General features: G+C 61.8%; 15 protein-coding genes. 1 reads left to right on the top strand and 14 read right to left on the bottom strand.

Translation table 11 applies throughout. The features are described from left to right. Positions 1-14: 14 nt before the first annotated feature. From CLG94_RS07150 to CLG94_RS07085, 14 genes are all read right to left on the bottom strand, one after another. Positions 15-938, bottom strand: coding sequence for a DUF2950 domain-containing protein (locus tag CLG94_RS07150; protein WP_107562177.1), 924 nt, complete (start codon positions 936-938; stop codon positions 15-17). Between the two features lie 12 nt (positions 939-950). Further along, positions 951-2,180, bottom strand: a complete 1,230-nt coding sequence (locus CLG94_RS13775) for a DUF3300 domain-containing protein (RefSeq protein ID WP_107562176.1) — start codon at positions 2,178-2,180, stop codon at positions 951-953. A 153-nt stretch (positions 2,181-2,333) separates the two neighbouring features. Beyond that, positions 2,334-3,845, bottom strand: a complete 1,512-nt coding sequence (locus tag CLG94_RS07140) for a DUF1254 domain-containing protein (protein ID WP_107562186.1) — start codon at positions 3,843-3,845, stop codon at positions 2,334-2,336. A 59-nt stretch (positions 3,846-3,904) separates the two neighbouring features. Beyond that, positions 3,905-6,298, bottom strand: coding sequence for an arylsulfatase (locus CLG94_RS07135; protein WP_239993162.1), 2,394 nt, complete (start codon positions 6,296-6,298; stop codon positions 3,905-3,907). 62 nt (positions 6,299-6,360) lie between these two features. Then, positions 6,361-7,089, bottom strand: coding sequence for a DUF4410 domain-containing protein (locus tag CLG94_RS07130; RefSeq protein ID WP_107562175.1), 729 nt, complete (start codon positions 7,087-7,089; stop codon positions 6,361-6,363). Between the two features lie 335 nt (positions 7,090-7,424). Beyond that, on the bottom strand, positions 7,425-8,447 hold the full coding sequence (locus CLG94_RS07125) for an Lnb N-terminal periplasmic domain-containing protein (protein ID WP_107562174.1): 1,023 nt from the start codon (positions 8,445-8,447) through the stop codon (positions 7,425-7,427). A gap of 75 nt (positions 8,448-8,522) precedes the next feature. Then, on the bottom strand, positions 8,523-10,601 hold the full coding sequence (locus CLG94_RS07120) for a DUF2779 domain-containing protein (RefSeq protein WP_161954078.1): 2,079 nt from the start codon (positions 10,599-10,601) through the stop codon (positions 8,523-8,525). Between the two features lie 17 nt (positions 10,602-10,618). Beyond that, positions 10,619-10,999, bottom strand: a complete 381-nt coding sequence (locus tag CLG94_RS07115) for a TraR/DksA family transcriptional regulator (protein ID WP_107562172.1) — start codon at positions 10,997-10,999, stop codon at positions 10,619-10,621. Positions 11,000-11,030: 31 nt separating this feature from the next. After that, the gene (gene recD2, locus CLG94_RS07110) at positions 11,031-13,238 is read right to left on the bottom strand and encodes an SF1B family DNA helicase RecD2 (RefSeq protein WP_107562171.1); all 2,208 of its coding nucleotides are present in this window, start codon (positions 13,236-13,238) and stop codon (positions 11,031-11,033) included. A gap of 25 nt (positions 13,239-13,263) precedes the next feature. Further along, a complete protein-coding gene (gene iscX, locus CLG94_RS07105; protein WP_107562170.1) occupies positions 13,264-13,467 on the bottom strand; it encodes a Fe-S cluster assembly protein IscX in 204 nt (67 codons plus the stop codon). Between the two features lie 16 nt (positions 13,468-13,483). Next, positions 13,484-14,086: a superoxide dismutase gene (locus tag CLG94_RS07100; RefSeq protein WP_107562169.1), complete on the bottom strand. Its 603-nt coding sequence runs from the start codon at positions 14,084-14,086 to the stop codon at positions 13,484-13,486. A gap of 276 nt (positions 14,087-14,362) precedes the next feature. Next, on the bottom strand, positions 14,363-16,201 hold the full coding sequence (gene recQ, locus CLG94_RS07095) for a DNA helicase RecQ (protein WP_107562168.1): 1,839 nt from the start codon (positions 16,199-16,201) through the stop codon (positions 14,363-14,365). A gap of 108 nt (positions 16,202-16,309) precedes the next feature. Further along, entirely contained in the window at positions 16,310-17,002 is a 693-nt protein-coding gene (locus CLG94_RS07090) for an SCO family protein (protein WP_161954077.1), read from the bottom strand. A gap of 191 nt (positions 17,003-17,193) precedes the next feature. Next, positions 17,194-18,444: a selenium-binding protein SBP56-related protein gene (locus CLG94_RS07085; protein ID WP_107562166.1), complete on the bottom strand. Its 1,251-nt coding sequence runs from the start codon at positions 18,442-18,444 to the stop codon at positions 17,194-17,196. 338 nt (positions 18,445-18,782) lie between these two features. Between CLG94_RS07085 and CLG94_RS07080 the strand changes: the two genes are divergently transcribed. Beyond that, on the top strand, positions 18,783-19,308 hold a 526-nt coding region (locus CLG94_RS07080; protein WP_121592141.1), incomplete at its 3' end, for a DEAD/DEAH box helicase.

Below are 19,308 nucleotides of genomic sequence, written 5' to 3'. Positions count from 1 at the left end.
TGCCCATGGGGCTCCTACTCCGTCACCTCGGTCCACGCTGGGTCGTAGTTATACTCGGGCATCGCGGCCGCGATGCCCGCGGTCTTCGGGCCGAGGTCCTTCTCGTAGACGTCGCCGTAGTGGTTCACAATGAAGGTCTTGATGCCGGTATGGCCGTAATCGGCAGGGAAGGCCACCATCGCAAAGCCGGCAATCATGCGGCCATTGATGATGTAGTCGTAGCGGCCCGCCGGCGCCGTCGGCCCCTGACGCGTGAGGATCTTGAAGTAGTAGCCGTTGTAGGGGTCACCGGACTGGTGACCTTTGGCGTCGTGAATCATAGGGCCGATCGGGCTCAGATCCTCGCCCTTCGCGGGGTCGGCATCCCAGTAGAGACCATCGTGTTTGCCCGGAGAGCTGCGGATCTTCCGGGCGAACTGCCGCACATTGGTTCCGTCGCGCGGCTTCGAGGCATACTGTAGCTGTGCGCTGACATAGGCCCGCAGTGTCCCGATGGCCTCCAGCTCGTTGGCACCGATGAGCCGGCTGAGCAGTTCCTCCCGGCCGGCGTCGGTGTCGAAGCGCCATGTCGATCCCTCCTTCACCAGCGGCATAGGAAATGGCCGGGCTTCGTAACCAATCACGAGCGTCACGCTTCCGTCGTCCTCGGGCCTCAGCAACTGGTACTCGTCGGCGAACTTAGCGAATCGCGCACGATTTTCACGGTCGCGGGTCTTGTCCACCGTGAGAACTAGGTCGCGGTGCTTTGTACCGAAGATTTCGACCAGCGCCTGCTCGTCGTTCGCTCTCGCGGCCTCGACCAGCGCCTTCGCTCCTGCTTTAGGCGAGTCGAAAAGGCGCTGCCCTCCTGGCGTCTGTGCGGAGGCAGGCGTCGCCGAGAACATGAACGCTGCCGCGACGAGTAGGCCCCTTACGATCATCTGCTCAATGTGTCTCATTGGCTGCCTCCTCTATCGCCGCCCGCCACCGCCACCGCCTCGCCCGCCACCACCACCGCCACCACCGCCTCGCCCGCCGCTCCAGCCGCCACCGCCACCGCTCCAGCCGCCGCCACCACCACCGCCACCGCCGAACCGGCTCTCGGATCCACGCTGGCTCGCGCTTGCCATGCTCGCATTCGAGCCGCTTCCTCCGAACGCGCCATCGCCGCCGCCCCCGCGCGAGGATACTGAGTCGCCGGGCCTTGTCCCCTGGGCGCTCGCGACTTGCCCCTGCTGCTGCGGGCGCCAGGCCTGGCCGCTCGGCTGGTTGGTGGCCGCCGCCCCCTGGCGCTGCCCCTGCGGGGAGGCAGCCGTCTGCTGCGTCTGGACTTGCTGCCGCAAGGTCTGGCTCGGTTGGGTCTGAGCTTTGTTCGCTCCTTCCTGTTTTTTGGTCTGGGCCTCACCACGCTGTTCCTGCCGCCCCTCCTGCATCTCCTTTCGGTGTGCCTGCCTGTCTTCGCGAGCCTCGTTGGCGTAATCCATCCGCTCCTCTTGCAGATCTTCGACGTTGTAACCGCCGTAGATCGCGTAGGAACTCCAACCGACCACGTACGCAGTCGGTGCGCCGTAGTAGTAGACCGGGTAGGGCGTAGGATAGTAGACAACCACCGGTGCGGACTGGGCGACTACGACGACGGACGGCTGGTACTGCGGCACGTAGATGATCTGGGGATTGGCCTGCACCACCTTGATGACTTCCTTCTCGACCACTATGATCTGCTTATCGTCGGTCTTGAGGTTACCTGCCGAGTACACCTTCCGCCGGAAAGCCTGGATCGCGCTCATTACGTCCTTTTGCTGGCCCACGACAGCTTGGCCGAGTCGCTCCGTCCAGTCGAGATCGTCGCTCATCTTTTTGACGACCTCGGGGTAGTTCAAAAGGTTACGCGTCGGCTCGGGCAGGCTCGGGTCAGGTTTGAGATTCGTCTCTTTCTTGTGCTTCTCGATGAAGCGCTGCGCCTTGACGATGTCCAGCGGCCTCGTGGATGCCGGCAGCAGGATCGCGAGCAGATCATCGGGGTAGAGCGCGACCGGTCCGACCAGCTTCTCCAGCGCAGCAGCAGACAGCCGAGGCGCCGAGGCTGGTGCGCTCGCAGAGGCTCCAGGCGTGACTTGGGCGAGGGCGCTCACTGGTACAAGACAGGCCACTGTGAGCGACATTACGGCCCAAAGGTACGCTCGATATTTGAATTGCCACATGTTCCTCACCCCTCCTTGTGCGCAGCCCGCTCAGCCTCTTTGTCCACCTTATTCCCCTGTCTAGTTTTTGGGGAGCATTATACCCACGCCACATTGCCAGCCTCCGCCATGATCTACTGTACGAGTGGCGCGGCAAGCACCCGACCAGCAGGTTCATTCCACATTCTCGATCTCACCGGGCCGCCAGGTCTTGTCGAACCACGGTTGGAGCGGGCCATACAGGCGCAAGAGCGTGTTCCAGCCCTTGCCGGGGATGGTCTGCACCCAGTTGTTTTCCTTGCCCGGCGGAGGCTTCGGTCCGAAATAGACGTCCACCGAACTGTCCGGATTAACCAGGAGTCCTTTGGTCTGGCTGCTGACAGCCGGCCACTGCTGGTCGGTCTGGAGCATCGAGCGGGTCTGGTTGTCGTATAGGATCACCGACCAGAAGTTGGCGACCGGGATATTGGGAGGCAGGTGAAGCTTGTAGTTCTTGCCTCCATCGAGGGGTTTGCCTTTGGAGTCGATGAATGCCGCCATATATTGCGACCCTTGTCCGACCATCTTCGAATCCATGGCCGGTGTTACGCCGGTGGCATAGAAGAAGAAGGATGAGTAAGCATCGAGGATGAGCGCACCGTTGTCCTTGAACTCATACCCGCCGATGAACCCGCCACGCCACGCGCTGTTCGGGTAGTAGTAAGCGTCCTTGAGGCGCATCCGGAAAGTGATGGCGCGTGCGGTTGCGTCTCCCACGGCTGCGGCTTCTGTCAGGAGTTTCTTCATTCTGGAATCGGGTGCGAAAGGCTTGCCCTTCTGGATTCCAATAGAGGCATAAAAACCCAGTGTAACCGGGTCAACCGACTCACTCGGCTCCTCCTGAACCACCTTATTGAGATACTCCCAGAAAGCGTAATCTGCCGGGGCATCGGTGCTGAAATCCCTGCCGGAAACGTTGACGAAATTCAATGCCGGCGGATTGGCAGCCTGTGACAATGGGTAGATCTTCGTGAACTTCTTCACCAAGTCCACGCCCGGTTTCGGGTCGCCGTCAACCAGAAAGGTGCGCCACCCGGCCCAGATACTGAACGTCGCCGGCCGCACGACAGAGTAACCCTCCGGGACCTCTCCTTTATAACCGGGTGGAAGGAGCAGATACTTGCCGCCCTGTCCCTTGTCGGGCCCCATGAAGCCCAAATCGACGACAAAGTGATACCACATATCGTCGATCAACCCGAGGACCTTTGGCGGAACCTCGAGGACCAGAGGGCCGTTGCGCAGGTCGAGCCAGAACCATGTGTACGGCGTGTTATTGTTCGGGGTCAGGAAGATCGACCGCGCGTTCATCATTTGCTCGAAGATTGGCACGGTTGTGTTGGCCGGTCCCACCTCGAGTATCCCCTTACGATTTGCCACCTGGCTCACTGGTGCCAGCCCAAGCAAGTAGGCCTGAACGGCGCGCTGGAAGTCGAGATTGTCGTAGAGTTTTTCGACCGTAGCGTTGTCTGGGAAGCCGTCTAAAAACTTGAGCGTACCCAGCCGAGTCTCCACTTTGTCCGGCGACGCAATTCCAGGCGGGATCTTCGTGCTCATCTTCATCTTGGGCGACTCTGCCCAACCCGGCAGCGCAAGGCTGACTACCATCATGGCCACGAGGGCCGCTTTAAGCATCCATGTTCTTTTCATTGTCAGTTGTCTTATAGCGACCGACATTATTCGACCCCCCCCTGTTGCGTGCATTTGATCTAATCCGACAGCGCCTTTTTCAAGGTGGCCATCTTGCGGCCTCGTTCCGTCTCTTCCTTGTCAGCCATTTTCACTTCCTTCAGTTCGATCGTCACCTTGGCGATCTTGCCGGTGAACGTGAACGGTACCGTGTAGGCTTCGGTGACCGGTGTTCCCTCATCCGAGCCCACGTCGGCCCCCTCGTCCGCCGAGAAGGCGCAGCACTGGGTCTGTTCGATCCGCCCCGTGCCTACCTGCTTCCCGTTGACGAAGAGCGTGCCCGTGCCGCCCTTGCCGAGGCCGCCGCCGTCATACGCGAACTCGAAGCGGAGGATTGCCTTTCCGGCAGGTACCGCCTGTGCGGCGGCCACCGTGTACCGCTGCAGCCCCAACCAGTTGTAGGTGTAGGTCGGCTTGCCTTCCTTCAGGTAGAGGCTCCAGCCGCCGAACCGGCCCGCCTGGGCAAGGATCACGCCGTTGGCCCCGTTCTTCGGGATCTCCACTTCAGCGGTGATCGTGTGCGACTTGTTCTTCAGGTTGATGAAGACGTTCTCGGACATCCCGGTCATTCCCTGGTAGACCGTCAGAGAGGTGCGGCCGGCCATCAGGTCCGGCCGTCCGACCATGGCGGCGTTGAAGCGTTCGAATAGCCGGTCGTCGAGGGGCAGGACGGAGTACTTGACCGCTTCCGTTATGAAGAGAGCCTGCATTTCCTTGAGCTTCGCCGGGTTCTTCGCGGCCAGATCATTCACCAGACTGAAGTCCGTCCGCGTGTCATACAATTCCCAGATGTCGTCTTCAAGCGGCCCCCGGACCTTGAATTCCCACGCGGCCCTATGGACGGTGCCGGCGAGCCAGCCGTCCTGGTAGATGGCGCGGTTGCCGAAGATCTCGAAGTACTGAGTCTTATGCCGGTTCGGCGCCTTAGCGTCCCCAAACGTGTAGGCCAGGCTCACCCCTTCGATGGGCGTCTGGGGCGTCCCGTTCACGCTCTTCGGCTCGGGCAGGCCGGCCGCCTCCAGGATCGTCGGCGCGATGTCGATGACGTGGTGCCACTGCGAGCGCACCTGGCCTTTCGCCGTGATGCCCTTGGGCCAATGAACCGCCATCCCGTTGCGGGTGCCGCCGTAGCTCGAGGCGACCTGCTTCGTCCACGTGAACGGCGTGTCACCCGCGACCGCCCACCCGGCGGCGTAGTGCGGGTACGTCGTCGGACCACCAAGCTCGTCGTAATGCTTGAGGATGTCCTCGACGGTCTCGTGCACGCCGTTGAAGTAAGTCATCTCGTTGTAGAGCCCGACCATGCCACCTTCGGCGCTCGCCCCGTTGTCGCCGACGATGTAGAAGACGAGCGTGTTGTCGAGCTGGCCGGTCGCCTCGATAGCCTGGATCAGCCGGCCGATCTCCGTATCGGCATACTCGCCGAAGCCGGCGAACACCTCCATCTGCCGCGCGAAAAGCTTCTTCTCATCCGGGCTTAACGTAGCCCAATCCTTGATGGCCTCGGGCTTGGGCGCGAGCTTCGTGCCCGCCGGAACCACGCCCAATTTGATCTGACGCGCGAGCGTCTCCTCGCGCAGCTTGTCCCAGCCCTGGTCGAACTTGCCCTTGTACTTCGTGATCCACTCCTTCGGCACGTGGTGCGGCGCGTGGGTGGCGCCGGGCGCGAAGTAGATGAAGAACGGCTTGTCCGGTGTGAGCGATTTCTCCGCTTGCACCCACTTGATCGCCTGATCGGTCATATCGGTCATGAAGTTGTAGTTAGGGTCATGCGACGGCTCGACCTGGTTCATCCCGTCATAGAGCAGCGGCGCCCACTGGTTGGTCTCGCCCCCGATGAAGCCGTAGAACTTGTCGAAGCCCGAGCGGGTCGGCCATCGGTCGGTCGGGCCCGAGGGACTGACCTCCCAGGCTGCGGTCTCGTGGGACTTGCCGAAGGCGGCCGTGCTGTAGCCGTTGAGCCGCAGCATCTCGGCGACCGGCGCCACACTGTTCGGGCGCTGCCCGGTTTGCCCTGGGAAGGCGGTGGCGGTCTCCGTAATCGAGCCCATATTGTTCGTGTGATGGTTGCGGCCGCTGAGCAGCGCCGTGCGGGTCGGCGAGCAGAGCGCCGTGGTGTGGAACTCGTTGTAGCGCAGCCCGGCATTGGCCAGGTGATCCACCGTCGGCATCTGGATGGGCCCGCCGAAGGCGCTCGACTGGCCGAAGCCCATGTCGTCGATCAGCACGATGAGGACGTTGGGCGCCTTGGCGGGCGCCTTGACCTCTAACCGTGGCGGCGGCGTGGCATTCCGGACATTGAACACGGTGCTGTGCGGGTACTGGGGCTCCGGGATCGGCAGCACGGTTCGATCAATCGCCGTCTGCGCCCCGGCTGTTGCAGCGCACGCTACCCCCAGCGCAAGGCTCATCATAACCTGTACGGTCATTCTGCTCATTCGTCTCATACCGTTTCTCCCTTCGAGCCTGGGCTCCATCACTCGATCCAGCCCTGCTGCCGCAATCTGGGCTTCATCTCCTCGGCGATTTCCTTCGCGGTCTGCTCGGCCCGGCCCTCGATCTTGCTGCTCCCGCTCGCCTCCCCGTACACCTTCATCCCGGTACTCACGATGAGGCCCAGCGGGTTGGCGGAAGCAATGGCGATGGCGAGCGGCACGGCGGCGCCCGGCCCCTTACTTCCGCCGGCTCCCACCGTGCCGGAACCGAGCTTGCGCAGCCCCTGAGCCGTCATCTGATAGCCCTCGACCGCCACGCTCAAGCGCGATGCCCCGGCGCCGAATCCGATCGCCATGCGCTTGGTGGCGCTGCCCTCCTCGACCGAGAGGAGATAGCCCCGGATTACGATGTCGTTGATCTGCGGTGTCACGCCGGCCGAAGCCAGCTCTGCGGGCAACCCTAGACGCCGGATCTCTTCGACCAGTTTCGTCGCAATTTCAGCGCCCACCCGACGGCCGGTCTCGATGTGCTCGGCGGTTTGGGGCGTCTGGGATACAGCCGACTGGTCGGCAAGCGCGGAGTCGGCCGGAACGTCGGCGGGCGTGGCGGCGAAGTCGTAGACCAGAATGTGATCCGGCCTGGGGATCTTTCTTTGGGGATCGAGTATCTGGCGGTCAGTGACCTTGATCGAGTCGCACCCGGCGATGACGACCGCCACTAACAGGCACAACACGATACGGCTCGCAATACTCCAACGCGTCGTCCTCATCTCACACTCTCCTCTCGTAACTACTCAGGTGTTTAGGCTGAAGGCTGAAGGCTCTGAATTATCTCGCAAGGCACGAATCAAGCAGTTCAAGACCTTCTCGGTTTCTATGGCTTTTGGTTCAACCCGATAAACCAATATTGCTACTTCATCAGCCAACTCAAATGTCAGGAGTTTTGTGTGATCACGCATGATTTGTCCCTAAAAACCTTCAGCCTTCAGCCTATCTACCTTGTAGTTACCTCCTCTCTAAGAATAAACCTTCTCCTGCAGTCCGGAATTGGACACACCTGACGGCGGCCCGGAACTGAGACACTAGCACCCGCTCTGTGCGCAGGCTAGTGATGTTTCGTGCCCGGCAGGGCGGCGCGGATCCGCCGGGAGAAGTCGGGCGCACGGTCGGCTGCCTGGGCCGCCTTGTTGATCCGCGAGCGTTCCTTGAGATCTTCGAACGGCAGGAGGGTGTCGAGCCTGCCTGCCTCATAGAGATACTTGGGGACATGCCCGCTCAGCAGAAGCTTCCATGAGAGAGGCAGGTGACCCGGATTGATCCGGGTATTCTGCCATACGGCGGTCGTGCAGTTCGTCGTCAGCGTGTTGTAGAACTGTGGCTTGTCCTTGAGCGCGTTGATCTTATGCATGTACTCCAGGAACACCCGCCGGCCATTCTCGATGGGCGCGTGGACCTGGTAGAGGTAGACGTCTTCTGGCGGATCTTTGCGATAGTTCGTCCGTACACGGATGACGTCGCGCTCATCGGCCACCACATAGAACAGCTCGTACTGCTTGAAAAATCCCTTGATCGTCGAGTACCCCTCCCCTTGCTCCTTGCGCGTCTCGATGGAGATGGCAATGTGGTCCCCGCCGTCGAACCCGAAACTCAGTAACGTGTGGGCGATGGCCGGTCCCATCCAGTAGGCTGCGACCAGGTCCACAGACTTGAGCTTGCGCAGGTCGAAGGTCTTGTCGTAATAGCCTGGCGTGAAATCGGTCTCGCTACGGTACTCGAAATTGCGAATATTGTGCAGCGTGATCAGGTCGCCATCGATGTTCGCGTAAGGCAGCACCGCGACCTCCGGCTGCCAGTCGCGATCGTTGGACGGCTGAATGGTGCTCCACCAGGCGAGCAGCAACAGAAACGCGGCCGCGAATGCGCCCGCCGCCCTCCAGCGCCGCCGCGAGAACAGCACGACAACCGCCGCTACGATCCCGGAGAGGCCGAACAGCCCTGCAACCGGCGCGCGTAATGCTTCGGTCAGCAGGCTGCCATAGAACAGCGCTAGCGCGCCCCACGTCGCGGCTGCCAGGACAACAAGGGCACCGACGAGGCGCCCAAATAGTCTTGCAAACAAGCTCAGCATGCTTCCACTAGGTTCGTGAGATCCGCGAGGAAGTGATCTCACTCGGCACAGGCGGGAACCAATACGATGCTGTGCTTATCGGCCCATCCCGGCGAGCTTCAAGAGCCGCTCGTACAAGCGTACCATGCCGAGCGTGTCCCGCTCGCAGTAGCGGAGCAGATCACGCCGCAGGCTCCGCTGTTGTGCTGCGGTGAGGGCGTCGGCGCCGAGTAGCAGTGTCTCAATCGCCGCCGCTGCCGAGCGGCCGTCTTGGATCTTGAGGTCGTCGTAGCCGAGCCCTGGTACGAGCGCCGGTAGCACCTTCTTGATACTGAAGCTTCCTCCGAAGTCCGGGTGGTAGACGTGGTCGCGCACAATCGGAAGAAGATCGCGGATCCGGCTCGAGAGCGCCACCAGATCGTCCTCCACGTGCGGGAGTGCCTCGATCAGTCCGTCGATGCACTGGCGCTCGAATGGTGCGTTGTAGGCGAGCACCGTGTTGACGCCCGCGCACGCCGCGATGAGCGCGCGCGCGAACTGCTCACGCGGGTCGTCTGGGCCCTCAGCCAACCATGCGTGGTGTTCGACTCCGTCGGCCTTGAGTACGTGGCAACTGAACTGCACCGGCACCTGGGCGTAAGGGCGGCAGCCCGGCCAGACCGGGATGGCGGGGTTCACGGTCTCGAAGTCGAGGAAAGCGATCGGCGGAGTGAGGGAAGCGAGCGCGCCGCGAAGGTCACGCTCGACGATCATTTCACCCGTCCGGACGCTATGAATCTGCCGACGCGCTGCGGGCGAGGCAGCGAACTTGCGCGGCAGATCGAAGAGCGTGTTGTAGCCGTCGGCTACGAACTCCTCCGCCTTGGCCTTGCGGATCCCGTAGAGCGAGCTGACGTGATGAGCCGGGAGGGGAGGCCAGCATCGCTCGATGAACGGGCAGGCATGCGGCGTCGTGCAGTGCGGACCGGTCTTGACCTCCGGCAGCGGACCCGCCAGCATCGACACAAGCTCCCCGGCCTGTTTTGGCACGGCTCGCACCGCGGAGCGGATCACCGACGTGACGTTCTCGCGCACGAACAGGTTCGAGAGGTCTGGGTAACGGCACTCGCGGTTGAGGTGCATGACCTCCGCACTCTTGACCGTGAGCCCGGCGCGTCGGACGACGTGCGCCTGGACGGCGACATCAGGGATGTGATCATTCTTGACGTCGAGAGTCGACTTGACCTCGGCCATGACGAACCCGTCGCGGCGCCGTTGGAGAATGTCCACGGCGACGAAGATGCCGTCCTCGAGGAAGCTCGCCTCGTAGACAACCGGCGCTTTATCCGCGATCGCCTGCGCTGTCGCGGCCAGTCTGTGCGTGACCTCGTGGTGCGGGAGGCCGACAAGGACACCGCCTGGCACGCACGTGCGCGCGAGCTCGCCGACGCGCCTGCCTCGCTCGAAGATCACCTGCAACTCCTCACCGACGGCGAGCTCCGGCGACTCGGGTTCGTGTACCATCCACCAGAGCAGTTTCCGGCACTGCAGTCCGGATATGTACTGGGATTTCGAGATCCGTATGACTGGTCGCACGCTGGTATGGGTTTGCGTCAACCAGCGGATAGCCTCGATCAGCACGATCTTCGGATCTCGCGCGGACCCGTCCCAGCGTGCCGCTGCGGTCTGCGTGGGTCCGTTCTCCGTCGGTGCAAGCCAGAATCCCCCGTAGACATTCGACGCCACCACCGTGAGTCGATCAGCAGGTCGCAGCCGACCGCTTCGAAGTCCCTCGCCGACGCTCTCCAGGAGCCGTTCCACGAGACGGAAGCACTTGTTCACCTCAGCAGTCGTCTGCCGTGAATCCATGTTTGCGCCACCCCAGCTGATTTGCAGGAAAAGCTGGAGTGGCCCATGGACGAGGAAGTAGTGCATCGCGTATGTGTTGACCCCGTGTCCTGCGCGGGCCAGGATCAGACTGTCCTGGACCCTTCCGGAGAGCGCCTCCTGTACATATTGTTTGATGTTGTAGGGCGACACGCTGAGAAGCCGTGTGCTGAAACACCACGAGCTCCGCTCTCTGAACCGCGCAATCAACTCCTCTGGTACTGGCGGCATGATGAGCCCTGCACTCTTCAAGAGCGATTCCGCCTTCGACAAGTTGCGTTCCTCTATGCTGGCCGGTCTCTCATCCATTGTGTCTCTTCCCTGCATCATCGCTTTTCTGCTTCCCACTCTTCCTGGCAGCCTGCGCAACGTTGGGCGAAGGGCAGGGCCTGGAGGCGGGGGAGGGGGATCTCCTCGCCGCAGCCGACACAGCGGCCGTACGTCCCCGCCTGGTGGCGATGGATGGCCGTGTCGATCTGGGAGAGCTGTTGCTGCTGCTGCGCCACCATGGCCAGACTGATATTCCCCTCAGGGGCCGCGCCCCAGCCGTGAGAACCCGGCGCGTCCCGCATCTGGGACTCCTCCCGCCGCTCAGCGAGCGCGCGACGGATCTGGGCGGCGAGCCGCTCACGTCGTTCAGTCAGCAATCCCAGGAGCTGCGATCTCCTGTTCTCTCGGTCGGTCTCTGTCTGATCTCGCTCGTTCACCGGTGACCTTTCTTCGTCGCAGCCACGGATCTTATTCGGAAAGCGCCAGCGAGAGCACGGGCTCTTGGCGGTCTTTTTGCAGCCGACTGGCGAGTCCCGTGTAGCGAAGCTGGATCTTCTGATTTTTCACGGCGATGGCGATCGCCTTCTTGGTTCCTACCAGGACGACCAGGCGCCTGCCTCGCGTGATGGCGGTGTAGAGGAGGTTTCGCTGAAGCATGACGTAGTGCGCGGTGTGGACCGGGATAACCACAACCGGATACTCACTGCCCTGGCTCTTGTGGATCGTGACGGCGTAGGCGAGTACCAACTCGTCCAGCTCATTAAAGTCGTATGTGACTTCGCGGCCGTCAAACCGGACGGTGACCTCGCGGTCCTCCAGATCGAGTTTGACGATCCGGCCAATGTCACCGTTGTAGACGTCTTTGTCGTAGTTGTTCCTGATCTGCATGACGCGGTCCCCAAGCCGGTAGAGGCGACCGGCGCGAAGCAGCTCCGGTCCTGACGGGTTCAGGAGCGCTTGCAGCGCCTGATTCAGTTGCATGGCGCCGATCGGTCCTTTCTGCATTGGGCTCAGGATCTGTAGTTCCTCCAGTGGGTCCACGCGATGCCGCGTTGGCAGGCCGCTTGACGCCAGCTCCAGGATTGCCGCTTGGACCTCCAGAGCTTCTTGTTTGGCGAGCAGGTAACAGTCGCCTTGCTCCTGCGCCTCCCAATCGGCACAGAACGGGAACTCCCCCCGATTGATTCGGTGGGCATTGATCACAATCTGGCTCTCCCGGGCCTGTCGGAAGATCTCGGACAGTCGGATGACCTGGATAAGGCTCGACGCGATGATGTCTCGGAGGATTGCGCCCGGCCCAACCGATGGAAGCTGGTCCACGTCACCCACCAGAATCAGACCGGCAGCCGGGGGGATGGCCTTCAGGAGGGAGTTCATTAACACCACGTCGATCATCGAGGCCTCGTCCACAATCACCAGATCGGCATCCAGCGGTCTGTGTTGGTCCCGCTTGAACCGACCATCCTTGGGGCTGAACTCCAGGAGACGGTGGATGGTCTTGGCCTCTCGTCCTGTGGCTTCACTCATCCGCTTCGCCGCTCGCCCCGTAGGAGAGCAGAGGAGCATTCGGCGATGTTTCTTCTCCAGGATCTGCAGGATGCACCTCAGGATGGTCGTCTTGCCGGTACCGGGACCGCCGGTGATGACCAGCAGCTTACGTATGAGGGCCTCACGAATCGCCTCCTTCTGTTGCTCCGCCAGGCTCAGCCTATTTACCTGCTCCGACCAGAGGATGGCGCGTTCGATGTCGATGTCCGCAGGGAGCGCACCGCCTTCAGCCAGGGCCTGCAGGCGCCGAGCGACCCCTTCCTCCGCCGCATACAGCGAGGCAAGATAGACCGCCACCCCTTGCAGCCCAGGCTCACAGATGACCCGCTCCTCGCGTCGAAGCCGCTCAATCGCCTGGGTCGTCAGATCCTCGTCCACCTCCAGAATGCCGGCGCTCGCCTTCGTGAGGCCGTCAAGGGGGTAATAGACGTGGCCCTCCCCGGCCAGCTCGGTCAGGACATGGATCACCCCAGCCTCTACCCGCATAGGCGAATGCGGCTCGATCCCAATCGCCTGGGCGATTCGGTCTGCGGTCTTGAATCCGATTCCGTAAATATCCTTGGCCAGCCGGTAGGGGTTCTCCTGGACGATGGCGATGGAGGATTTCCCGTAGGTCTTGAAGATCTTGGCAGCATAGGCGGAGGAGACGCCATGGCCCTGCAGGAAGATCATCACCTCCCGGATCTCTTTCTGCTCTTCCCAGGCGGCCCGGATTCGCTGAAGGCGCACCTCGCCGATCCCATCCACTGTGAGCAGGCGGGAGGGCTCCTCCTCGATGATGCGCAGGGTGTCGACGTCGAAGGCCTCCACCAGCTTTCTGGCGAAGATCGGGCCGATACCTTTGATGAGGCCGGAGCCCAGATACTTCTCGATACCGGTGAGCGTTGCGGGGGCGATAGTCTCGAACGCCTCGACCTTAAACTGTTCGCCGTATCTGTTGTGCTGGACCCACTCGCCGGTCAGCTTGAGGGTCTCGCCTGGCGTGACGGTTGGCAGGCTTCCTACAATGGTGGCCAGGTCGCGCCGCCCAGGCACCTGGAGCTTGGCCACCACATAGTGGTTCTCTTCATTGATATAGGTGATCCGCTCCAGCGTTCCCTGGAGCGTGTCGTATGACTGCGCAGGCATCAGGGCGCCACTCCGACGTGAGGGTTTAGCCCGTCGCCTCCTCGTACCAGGCCATCTGGACTGCCTCCAGCTTGGCCTCTGAGACGCCGTTAGGATCGTCGTCGAAATCCGCGAGCTCGGTGATCCACTTGTGCATAGTGGTAAACGGGACCTCCAGGGGATCCTGTTCAGGATGGGACTGAATCAGGGCCTGCGCGATCTCGTACGGGTCGTTCCAATACAGGCTCATCTTACTCAGCCTACCTCTATAAGGTTACCTTCGGAGCGTTGGCGTGCCGCGATGTCACAGTAGACCAGTCAATGGCTCGAAAGAAGGACTCAATGTAATCGGCTCGCTTCAGCCCGTAGTCAATCATAAACGCATGTTCGAAGACATCCATGATCATTAACGGGATGCCCCCGGCCAGGTGCCCCCCGTCATGCTCATTAATCCAGACATTACATGTTCGATTCGCGATCGGGTCAAGGCACAGGACCACCCACCCGATTCCCCTGATGGCGCCTGAGGCTTTAAAATCCTTCTGCCAATTGTCGTAGGAACCCCAGTCGGCTGCAAGCTTTTGAGCTAATCCTGATGCCGGGTCCAGCCCTTTTCCGCCTTTCACCATATTCCCAAAATAGTACTCATGCAAGCGCATTCCGTTGAATTCCCATCCAAATCGACGCTTCAGTTCTGCGTATTCCGGAACGGCTATCTTGCCCTCCGTGAGCATGTGATTCAACGCGTCGGCCAGCTTATTAGTATTGGTCACATATCCCTGGTAGAGCGTAAAATGGTTTTTAAAGAGCTGATCGCTCAATCCCTCGATGCCCAGCAACTGCTCGTAATTCCTTGCCTCGTAAGCCATTGGTTGTTCCTCCTCTGACGAACCGATAAGGGTTGACCCGTGTTTCCGGACCCATCACCCCCCCCACCTGTATCCTCCCCCTCAAGGGGGGAGGAGTTCGCGTGAGGTGTCCCTTCCCCCCACGAGGGGGAAGGTGAGGATGGGGGGGACTTTCTGGGCAATGACGTCCATTATTGCGACTGACGGCGCCATGTACAGAAGGGAGCATAGACACGCATGGAAGGAAAGTCAAGGCTCAAGGGTGGGTCAGTCCTGCTGAGCAGGCGAGCGGGTGGTTCAGGGCACAGGCGAAGTGCCGGCGGCGGAGCCGTCTTTGTGCGCGCGGATGCAGGCCAGAAAGCGTGGGCCAAGCTCCTGGAGCTTGCGCAGGCCGACCCCCTTGATCTGCAGGAAGGCGTCCTTGGCGGTGGGGCGTTCTCGTGCCATCTCACGCAGGCTGGCGTCGCTGAAGATGAGGTAGGGTGGGATACCGCGCTCTGCGGCCATGGTCCGACGGAGGACACGTAGCATCTCGAACAGGTCCTCATCGCTCATTTGGCCCAGGCTAGGCGGCACAGCCGGGCGCGCGGCCCGGGATGGCGCCTGGCGTACGGACCTGGCTACTGTCCGGAGAAGCGGCACTGCACTTTCTCCCCGAAGGACCCGATGGCCCCGTGCGGTGACGTCGAGCGTTGGGTACTCGCCCTCGCCACGTGCCAGACACTCCTGTCCCTCGAGTTGCTCAATCCAGCTCCGCACCGTCGCCTTCGAGTACTGTCGCAGCACACCGTAGGCGTCCAGTCGGTCGTGGCGCATCTCCGCGATCCGGGCGGTTTTGGCGCCACACAGGACGTCCGCCACGTAGCCGGCGCCGAACCGCTCCCCCATCTCTGTGACGGCGGCGAGGATCTGCCGCGCCATCGCCGCCGAGCCATCCTCGACGGCAATCTCGCCGAGGCAGACGTCGCAGGCTCCGCACGTGTCCGCGCGGGATGCCTGGCCGAAGTACTCTACCAGAAAGCGGTGCCGACAGGCGGCTCCCTGGCAGTAGTCGTACATCTCCCCAAGCTTTTGCATGGCACCCGGCGCCGGCAGCCCCTCCGCCATTAGAATGGACCGCCACAGGCCGAAGTCGCCGCCGGAGTAGAGCAGGAGGCACTCCGACGGCAGGCCGTCGCGCCCGGCCCGGCCCGCCTCCTGCTGGTAGTGCTCGATGGACTTGGGCATGCCGGCGTGGATGACGTAGCGCACGTCGGACCGGTCAATACCCATCCCGAACGCCACCGTGGCCACCATGACATCCGCCCGTTCCGTGATGAAGTCATCCTGCGCACGCCGTCGTTCGGCATCGGCCAACCCGGCGTGATAGGCCACTGCCCGGTAACTCAACCGTCGCAGCGCGTCGGCGAGCTGATCCACCTCCGCCCGGCGGATGCAGTAGATGATCCCAGCCGCTCCCCGGTGCCGCTCCAACGCCTCCGTGACCTGCCGCAGCCGATCCGTGCGCCGACGCACCCGGTAGACCAGGTTTGGGCGGTCGAAGCTCCCAACCAGGATCTCTGGCTCCCGTAGCCCCAATTCCGTGGCGATGTCCGCCCGCACTCGCGGTGTGGCCGTAGCCGTAAAGGCATGGATGGCCACGTCCGGAAAGACCTCTCGCACCACCCTGAGCTGCCGATACTCCGGCCGGAAGTCGTGCCCCCACTGGCTGATGCAGTGCGCTTCGTCGATCGCGAAGCATGCCACCCCGGCTCGCCTCAGCAACCCTAAGCATGGAGGCAGTACCAGCCGCTCAGGGGCCACGTACAGGAGGTGGTACCGCCCGCGGACCACGTTGTCCTCCACCAGCCGTCGCTCGTCGCTCGTCAGGCTGCTGTTCAGAAAGGCGGCCGGCACCCCGGCGGTGGTGAGCCCGTCCACCTGGTCCTTCATGAGGGCGATGAGGGGCGACACCACTACGGTCAGTGTCCCCATCGCCGCTGCCGGCGCCTGAAAGCAGAGCGACTTCCCGCCTCCCGTCGGCAGGATGACGATGGAGTCCCGCCGCGCCAGCACCGCCCTCATGGCCTCTTCCTGCAACGGGAGGAGCGTGTCGTAGCCCCACACGCGCTTTACGGTTTGCCTGATATTCTCCATTCCTACTCACTCCTTGCCTTCGACCGTGAACCCGCGACCCGGCAGCCACCCGAGACGTTCATTAATACCGCAAAAGAGGAAAAAACGAAAGAGCGCAGGCCACCTGACCTACTGCTGACCGGTGGTCTTGTCGGCCAGCACCGTCTTAATATCGTTTACCATCACCTGGGGTACCAGGGAACCCGTGCTGTAGATGTTGCGAACCTGCCCTGCCTGGTCCACCAGGAAGACCTTGAGGACATGACGGTATCGGCCGGTAAAGCGACCGCGCTCGTCGTAGATCTTGGCCCGATCCTGCCCAAAGCTTCTCAGCGTCGCCTTGAGTACCTGCTCCGAAGAAGCCGTCAGCATATGCCATCGTGACGACTCTACCCCGAAGGCGTGAGCGTATTTGGCAAGCTGAGCAGGTGTATCGTGTTCAGGATCCAGACTGATAGACAGCAGTACGGCCTGATCCTGAAGGCCCTCCTGCGCGAGCTTGATCTGGAGTTCTCGGAGGGCTATACCGGCCAGGGGGCAACCAAGCCGGTCGGAGCAGGTCGTGTAGATGAAGCTGACGACCGCCACCTTGCCGCGCATGAGAGAAGCGGTATTGACGCGGCGGCCGGCGGCATCGATCAGAACGAAGGCCTGGACATGCCTGATCACGGGAAGGTCGTAGGTCCCGGCGGCCGGCGGGGTAAACTTGGGCGAGAACATGCCCTGGATGTACGTGTCCTCGAATCCCGGAATCTCATGGGCGTGGGCCGTCCGGAAATCTAGCGCGAGAAGGGCTGCCGCAATCCAGACGCCGATCAACATCAGCCAGTACCTCATGCGCCGTTTGCGCGCCTGCGAGCATGAAAGTACGAGGCGAGGATTCCCGCGCCGCGAGTTGTCATTGCGAGCGACCGAAGGGAGTGCGGCAATCTCACTGTAGTTGCACTGCGAGATTGCTTCGGTCGCTGTGCTCCCTCGCAATGACCCCGAGGGATTTGCCAGGCAGCGCATGACTACTCAACCTTGGTGCGCAGCGCCTTGCTCCCGAAGTTCATGAGGTGAGCCCGTCCCACCGAGTTGAAGTCCGTGGTGAACTTGTACACGAGCTTCCCATTCTCCCACGCATAGGCCTTGAGCCAGTAGTCGCCCGGCTTATCCCATTGCGAGAGCAGCGAGTTGGTGACGTAGATGCGCGTGCCATCCCACGATTCAGACACCATGTTCGCCATCTCGCCAAGCTTCACCTGCTCGATCAGCTTGGCTTCGAAGGGATTGGAGATGTCGTACACTCGCAGCGTACCGTCCATAAATGAGGTGACATAGATCTTGCTGTCGTCGGGGGCGATGCTGATATCGACGGGAAGGTTCTCGCCGAGATCGGCGATGGCCTTGGTGGCCCAGGTCCCGTCCTCTTGCAGGTAGATGAGAACGAGCTGGTGGGTGAGCGCCGTTGCCGTGAAGGCGTAGTAGTGATTCGGCATCAGCGCCCATCGAAGCTCCAGCGGTGCGCCAGGAATCTGCAGGACCTGGAGTGGCTTTCGGGCATGGAAGTCCCAGACCACCACCGCACCGCCGAACTCCTTCATCGCGCTCGCATCCTTGACCAACTCGCCGAGAGGCCGCATGTAGTTCTTCTTGCCGGTGAAGGAGGAGGTGAGCATGCGGTTCAGATTGATGTTGACCCGCACGTCATAGCCATAGGGCGCCTCCTTTGGCATCCAGATCGTCCGGATGAAACGCCCCTCGTTAGAGTACTCCGCCAGCCCCGTCCTGCCTGAGTTGTCCGTGGCATTCGAGAGGGCCGTGATGAGCATCCGCCCCGGCAGGGCATAGAAGGTGTGGGGGCCTACCAGACCGCCAGTATCCTTTACAAAGCTCTTGATCGTCTTGATTAACTTGGGCTTGGCCGGGTTCGCGACTACGTCGAAGATGAAGATGAAGCTGTCGTCCAGACCTCCGGCCCACAGATGCCGCCGGTCGTCGGTGAACCCGGCATGGTGAGCCTCATGCCGCCCAGGGACAGGGGCCCGGTGGATGATCTGCCCGTATGTTCGGGACTTAGGATTCGAGTCAACGGTCACGAGGCTATCGTTTCCATCTGCCACCCCCTTGATCCCCAACGTCCAGACATAGATGTAGTCCTCTTGCCCGGTCACCTTCGGGAGAAAGGGAGACTGGCAGGTCTCATCGGCTAGAGCAGAGCCACCCATCAGCGCGATGGTCGCGAGCCACAGCATTGCTAACAAGCGATAGAGTTTGTTCATGCTCGTTCCCCTCTTTCGGTTTTTGTGGATTGCCACAACCCAAGCGTATTCTTTCATAGCGTCCCACTCACGTCAAGCCACCCTCCCGTCCCCACACTTCCCCCTTGAACAAACACGCCAGGCGTGCTAGAGTACCTCGAAACTGCAATAGCAAGATCGATCGAGACCCTGACGCGGCTCGATCGAGTGTCGAGCTGGGACGTTTTAGAATCTGCACGGCGACTTCTCCGGTGATCCCGCCGTTAGCCCCACTCATCAATCCGACCGGACAAACAGCGCGGGCGCTTCTTTGCTCATCTCTGATGACAGGTGCGCCCAACCACCGCAGTAGGAGGAGTATGCCGTTTTCATCATTCACCCTGAACGCTAACCTTTTGAAAGCCATCCACACCATGGGGTTTGAGAAGCCCACGCCGATCCAAAGTCTCGCTGTGCCGCCCCTCATGGAGGGCCGCGACGTCATGGCTACCGCCGTGACAGGGAGCGGTAAGACCGCGGCGTTTCTCCTGCCTATCCTCCACCGCCTCATGGAGAAGCCCAGGGGCACCACGAGGGCGCTCATCCTGGCGCCCACCCGGGAACTGGCGGCGCAGATTGCGGAGCACTTTCACGCGCTCGCCGTACACACGTCTCTGAAGGGCGCCGCAGTCTACGGGGGCGTCTCCATGGGACCCCAGGAAGGAGCATTCCGCCGAGGCGTGGACGTCCTGGTCGCGACCCCCGGCAGGCTCCTCGATCACTGCCAGTACCCGTATGCGCGCCTCACCGGCATCGAGTACCTGGTACTCGATGAAGCAGACCGCATGCTCGATATGGGCTTTCTGCCCGACATCCGCCGCATCCTGGCGCATGTCCCAAAGAAAC

Origin of the sequence: Candidatus Methylomirabilis limnetica, assembly GCF_003044035.1 — a bacterium.
In the GTDB taxonomy this organism is placed as follows: Bacteria; Methylomirabilota; Methylomirabilia; order Methylomirabilales; family Methylomirabilaceae; genus Methylomirabilis; species Methylomirabilis limnetica.
The sequence above is the reverse complement of the archived record's forward strand: the minus strand, read 5'-3'. Positions and strand labels throughout refer to the sequence as shown.

Coding starts and splice junctions, on each gene's coding strand:
- CLG94_RS07150 (WP_107562177.1), bottom strand. CDS start 938: ATGAGACACATTGAGCAGATGATCGTAAGGGGCCTACTCGTCGCGGCA.
- CLG94_RS13775 (WP_107562176.1), bottom strand. CDS start 2,180: ATGTGGCAATTCAAATATCGAGCGTACCTTTGGGCCGTAATGTCGCTC.
- CLG94_RS07140 (WP_107562186.1), bottom strand. CDS start 3,845: ATGAAAAGAACATGGATGCTTAAAGCGGCCCTCGTGGCCATGATGGTA.
- CLG94_RS07135 (WP_239993162.1), bottom strand. CDS start 6,298: ATGATGAGCCTTGCGCTGGGGGTAGCGTGCGCTGCAACAGCCGGGGCG.
- CLG94_RS07130 (WP_107562175.1), bottom strand. CDS start 7,089: ATGAGGACGACGCGTTGGAGTATTGCGAGCCGTATCGTGTTGTGCCTG.
- CLG94_RS07125 (WP_107562174.1), bottom strand. CDS start 8,447: ATGCTGAGCTTGTTTGCAAGACTATTTGGGCGCCTCGTCGGTGCCCTT.
- CLG94_RS07120 (WP_161954078.1), bottom strand. CDS start 10,601: ATGGATGAGAGACCGGCCAGCATAGAGGAACGCAACTTGTCGAAGGCG.
- recD2 (WP_107562171.1), bottom strand. CDS start 13,238: ATGCCTGCGCAGTCATACGACACGCTCCAGGGAACGCTGGAGCGGATC.
- iscX (WP_107562170.1), bottom strand. CDS start 13,467: ATGAGCCTGTATTGGAACGACCCGTACGAGATCGCGCAGGCCCTGATT.
- CLG94_RS07100 (WP_107562169.1), bottom strand. CDS start 14,086: ATGGCTTACGAGGCAAGGAATTACGAGCAGTTGCTGGGCATCGAGGGA.
- recQ (WP_107562168.1), bottom strand. CDS start 16,201: ATGGAGAATATCAGGCAAACCGTAAAGCGCGTGTGGGGCTACGACACG.
- CLG94_RS07090 (WP_161954077.1), bottom strand. CDS start 17,002: ATGTTGATCGGCGTCTGGATTGCGGCAGCCCTTCTCGCGCTAGATTTC.
- CLG94_RS07085 (WP_107562166.1), bottom strand. CDS start 18,444: ATGAACAAACTCTATCGCTTGTTAGCAATGCTGTGGCTCGCGACCATC.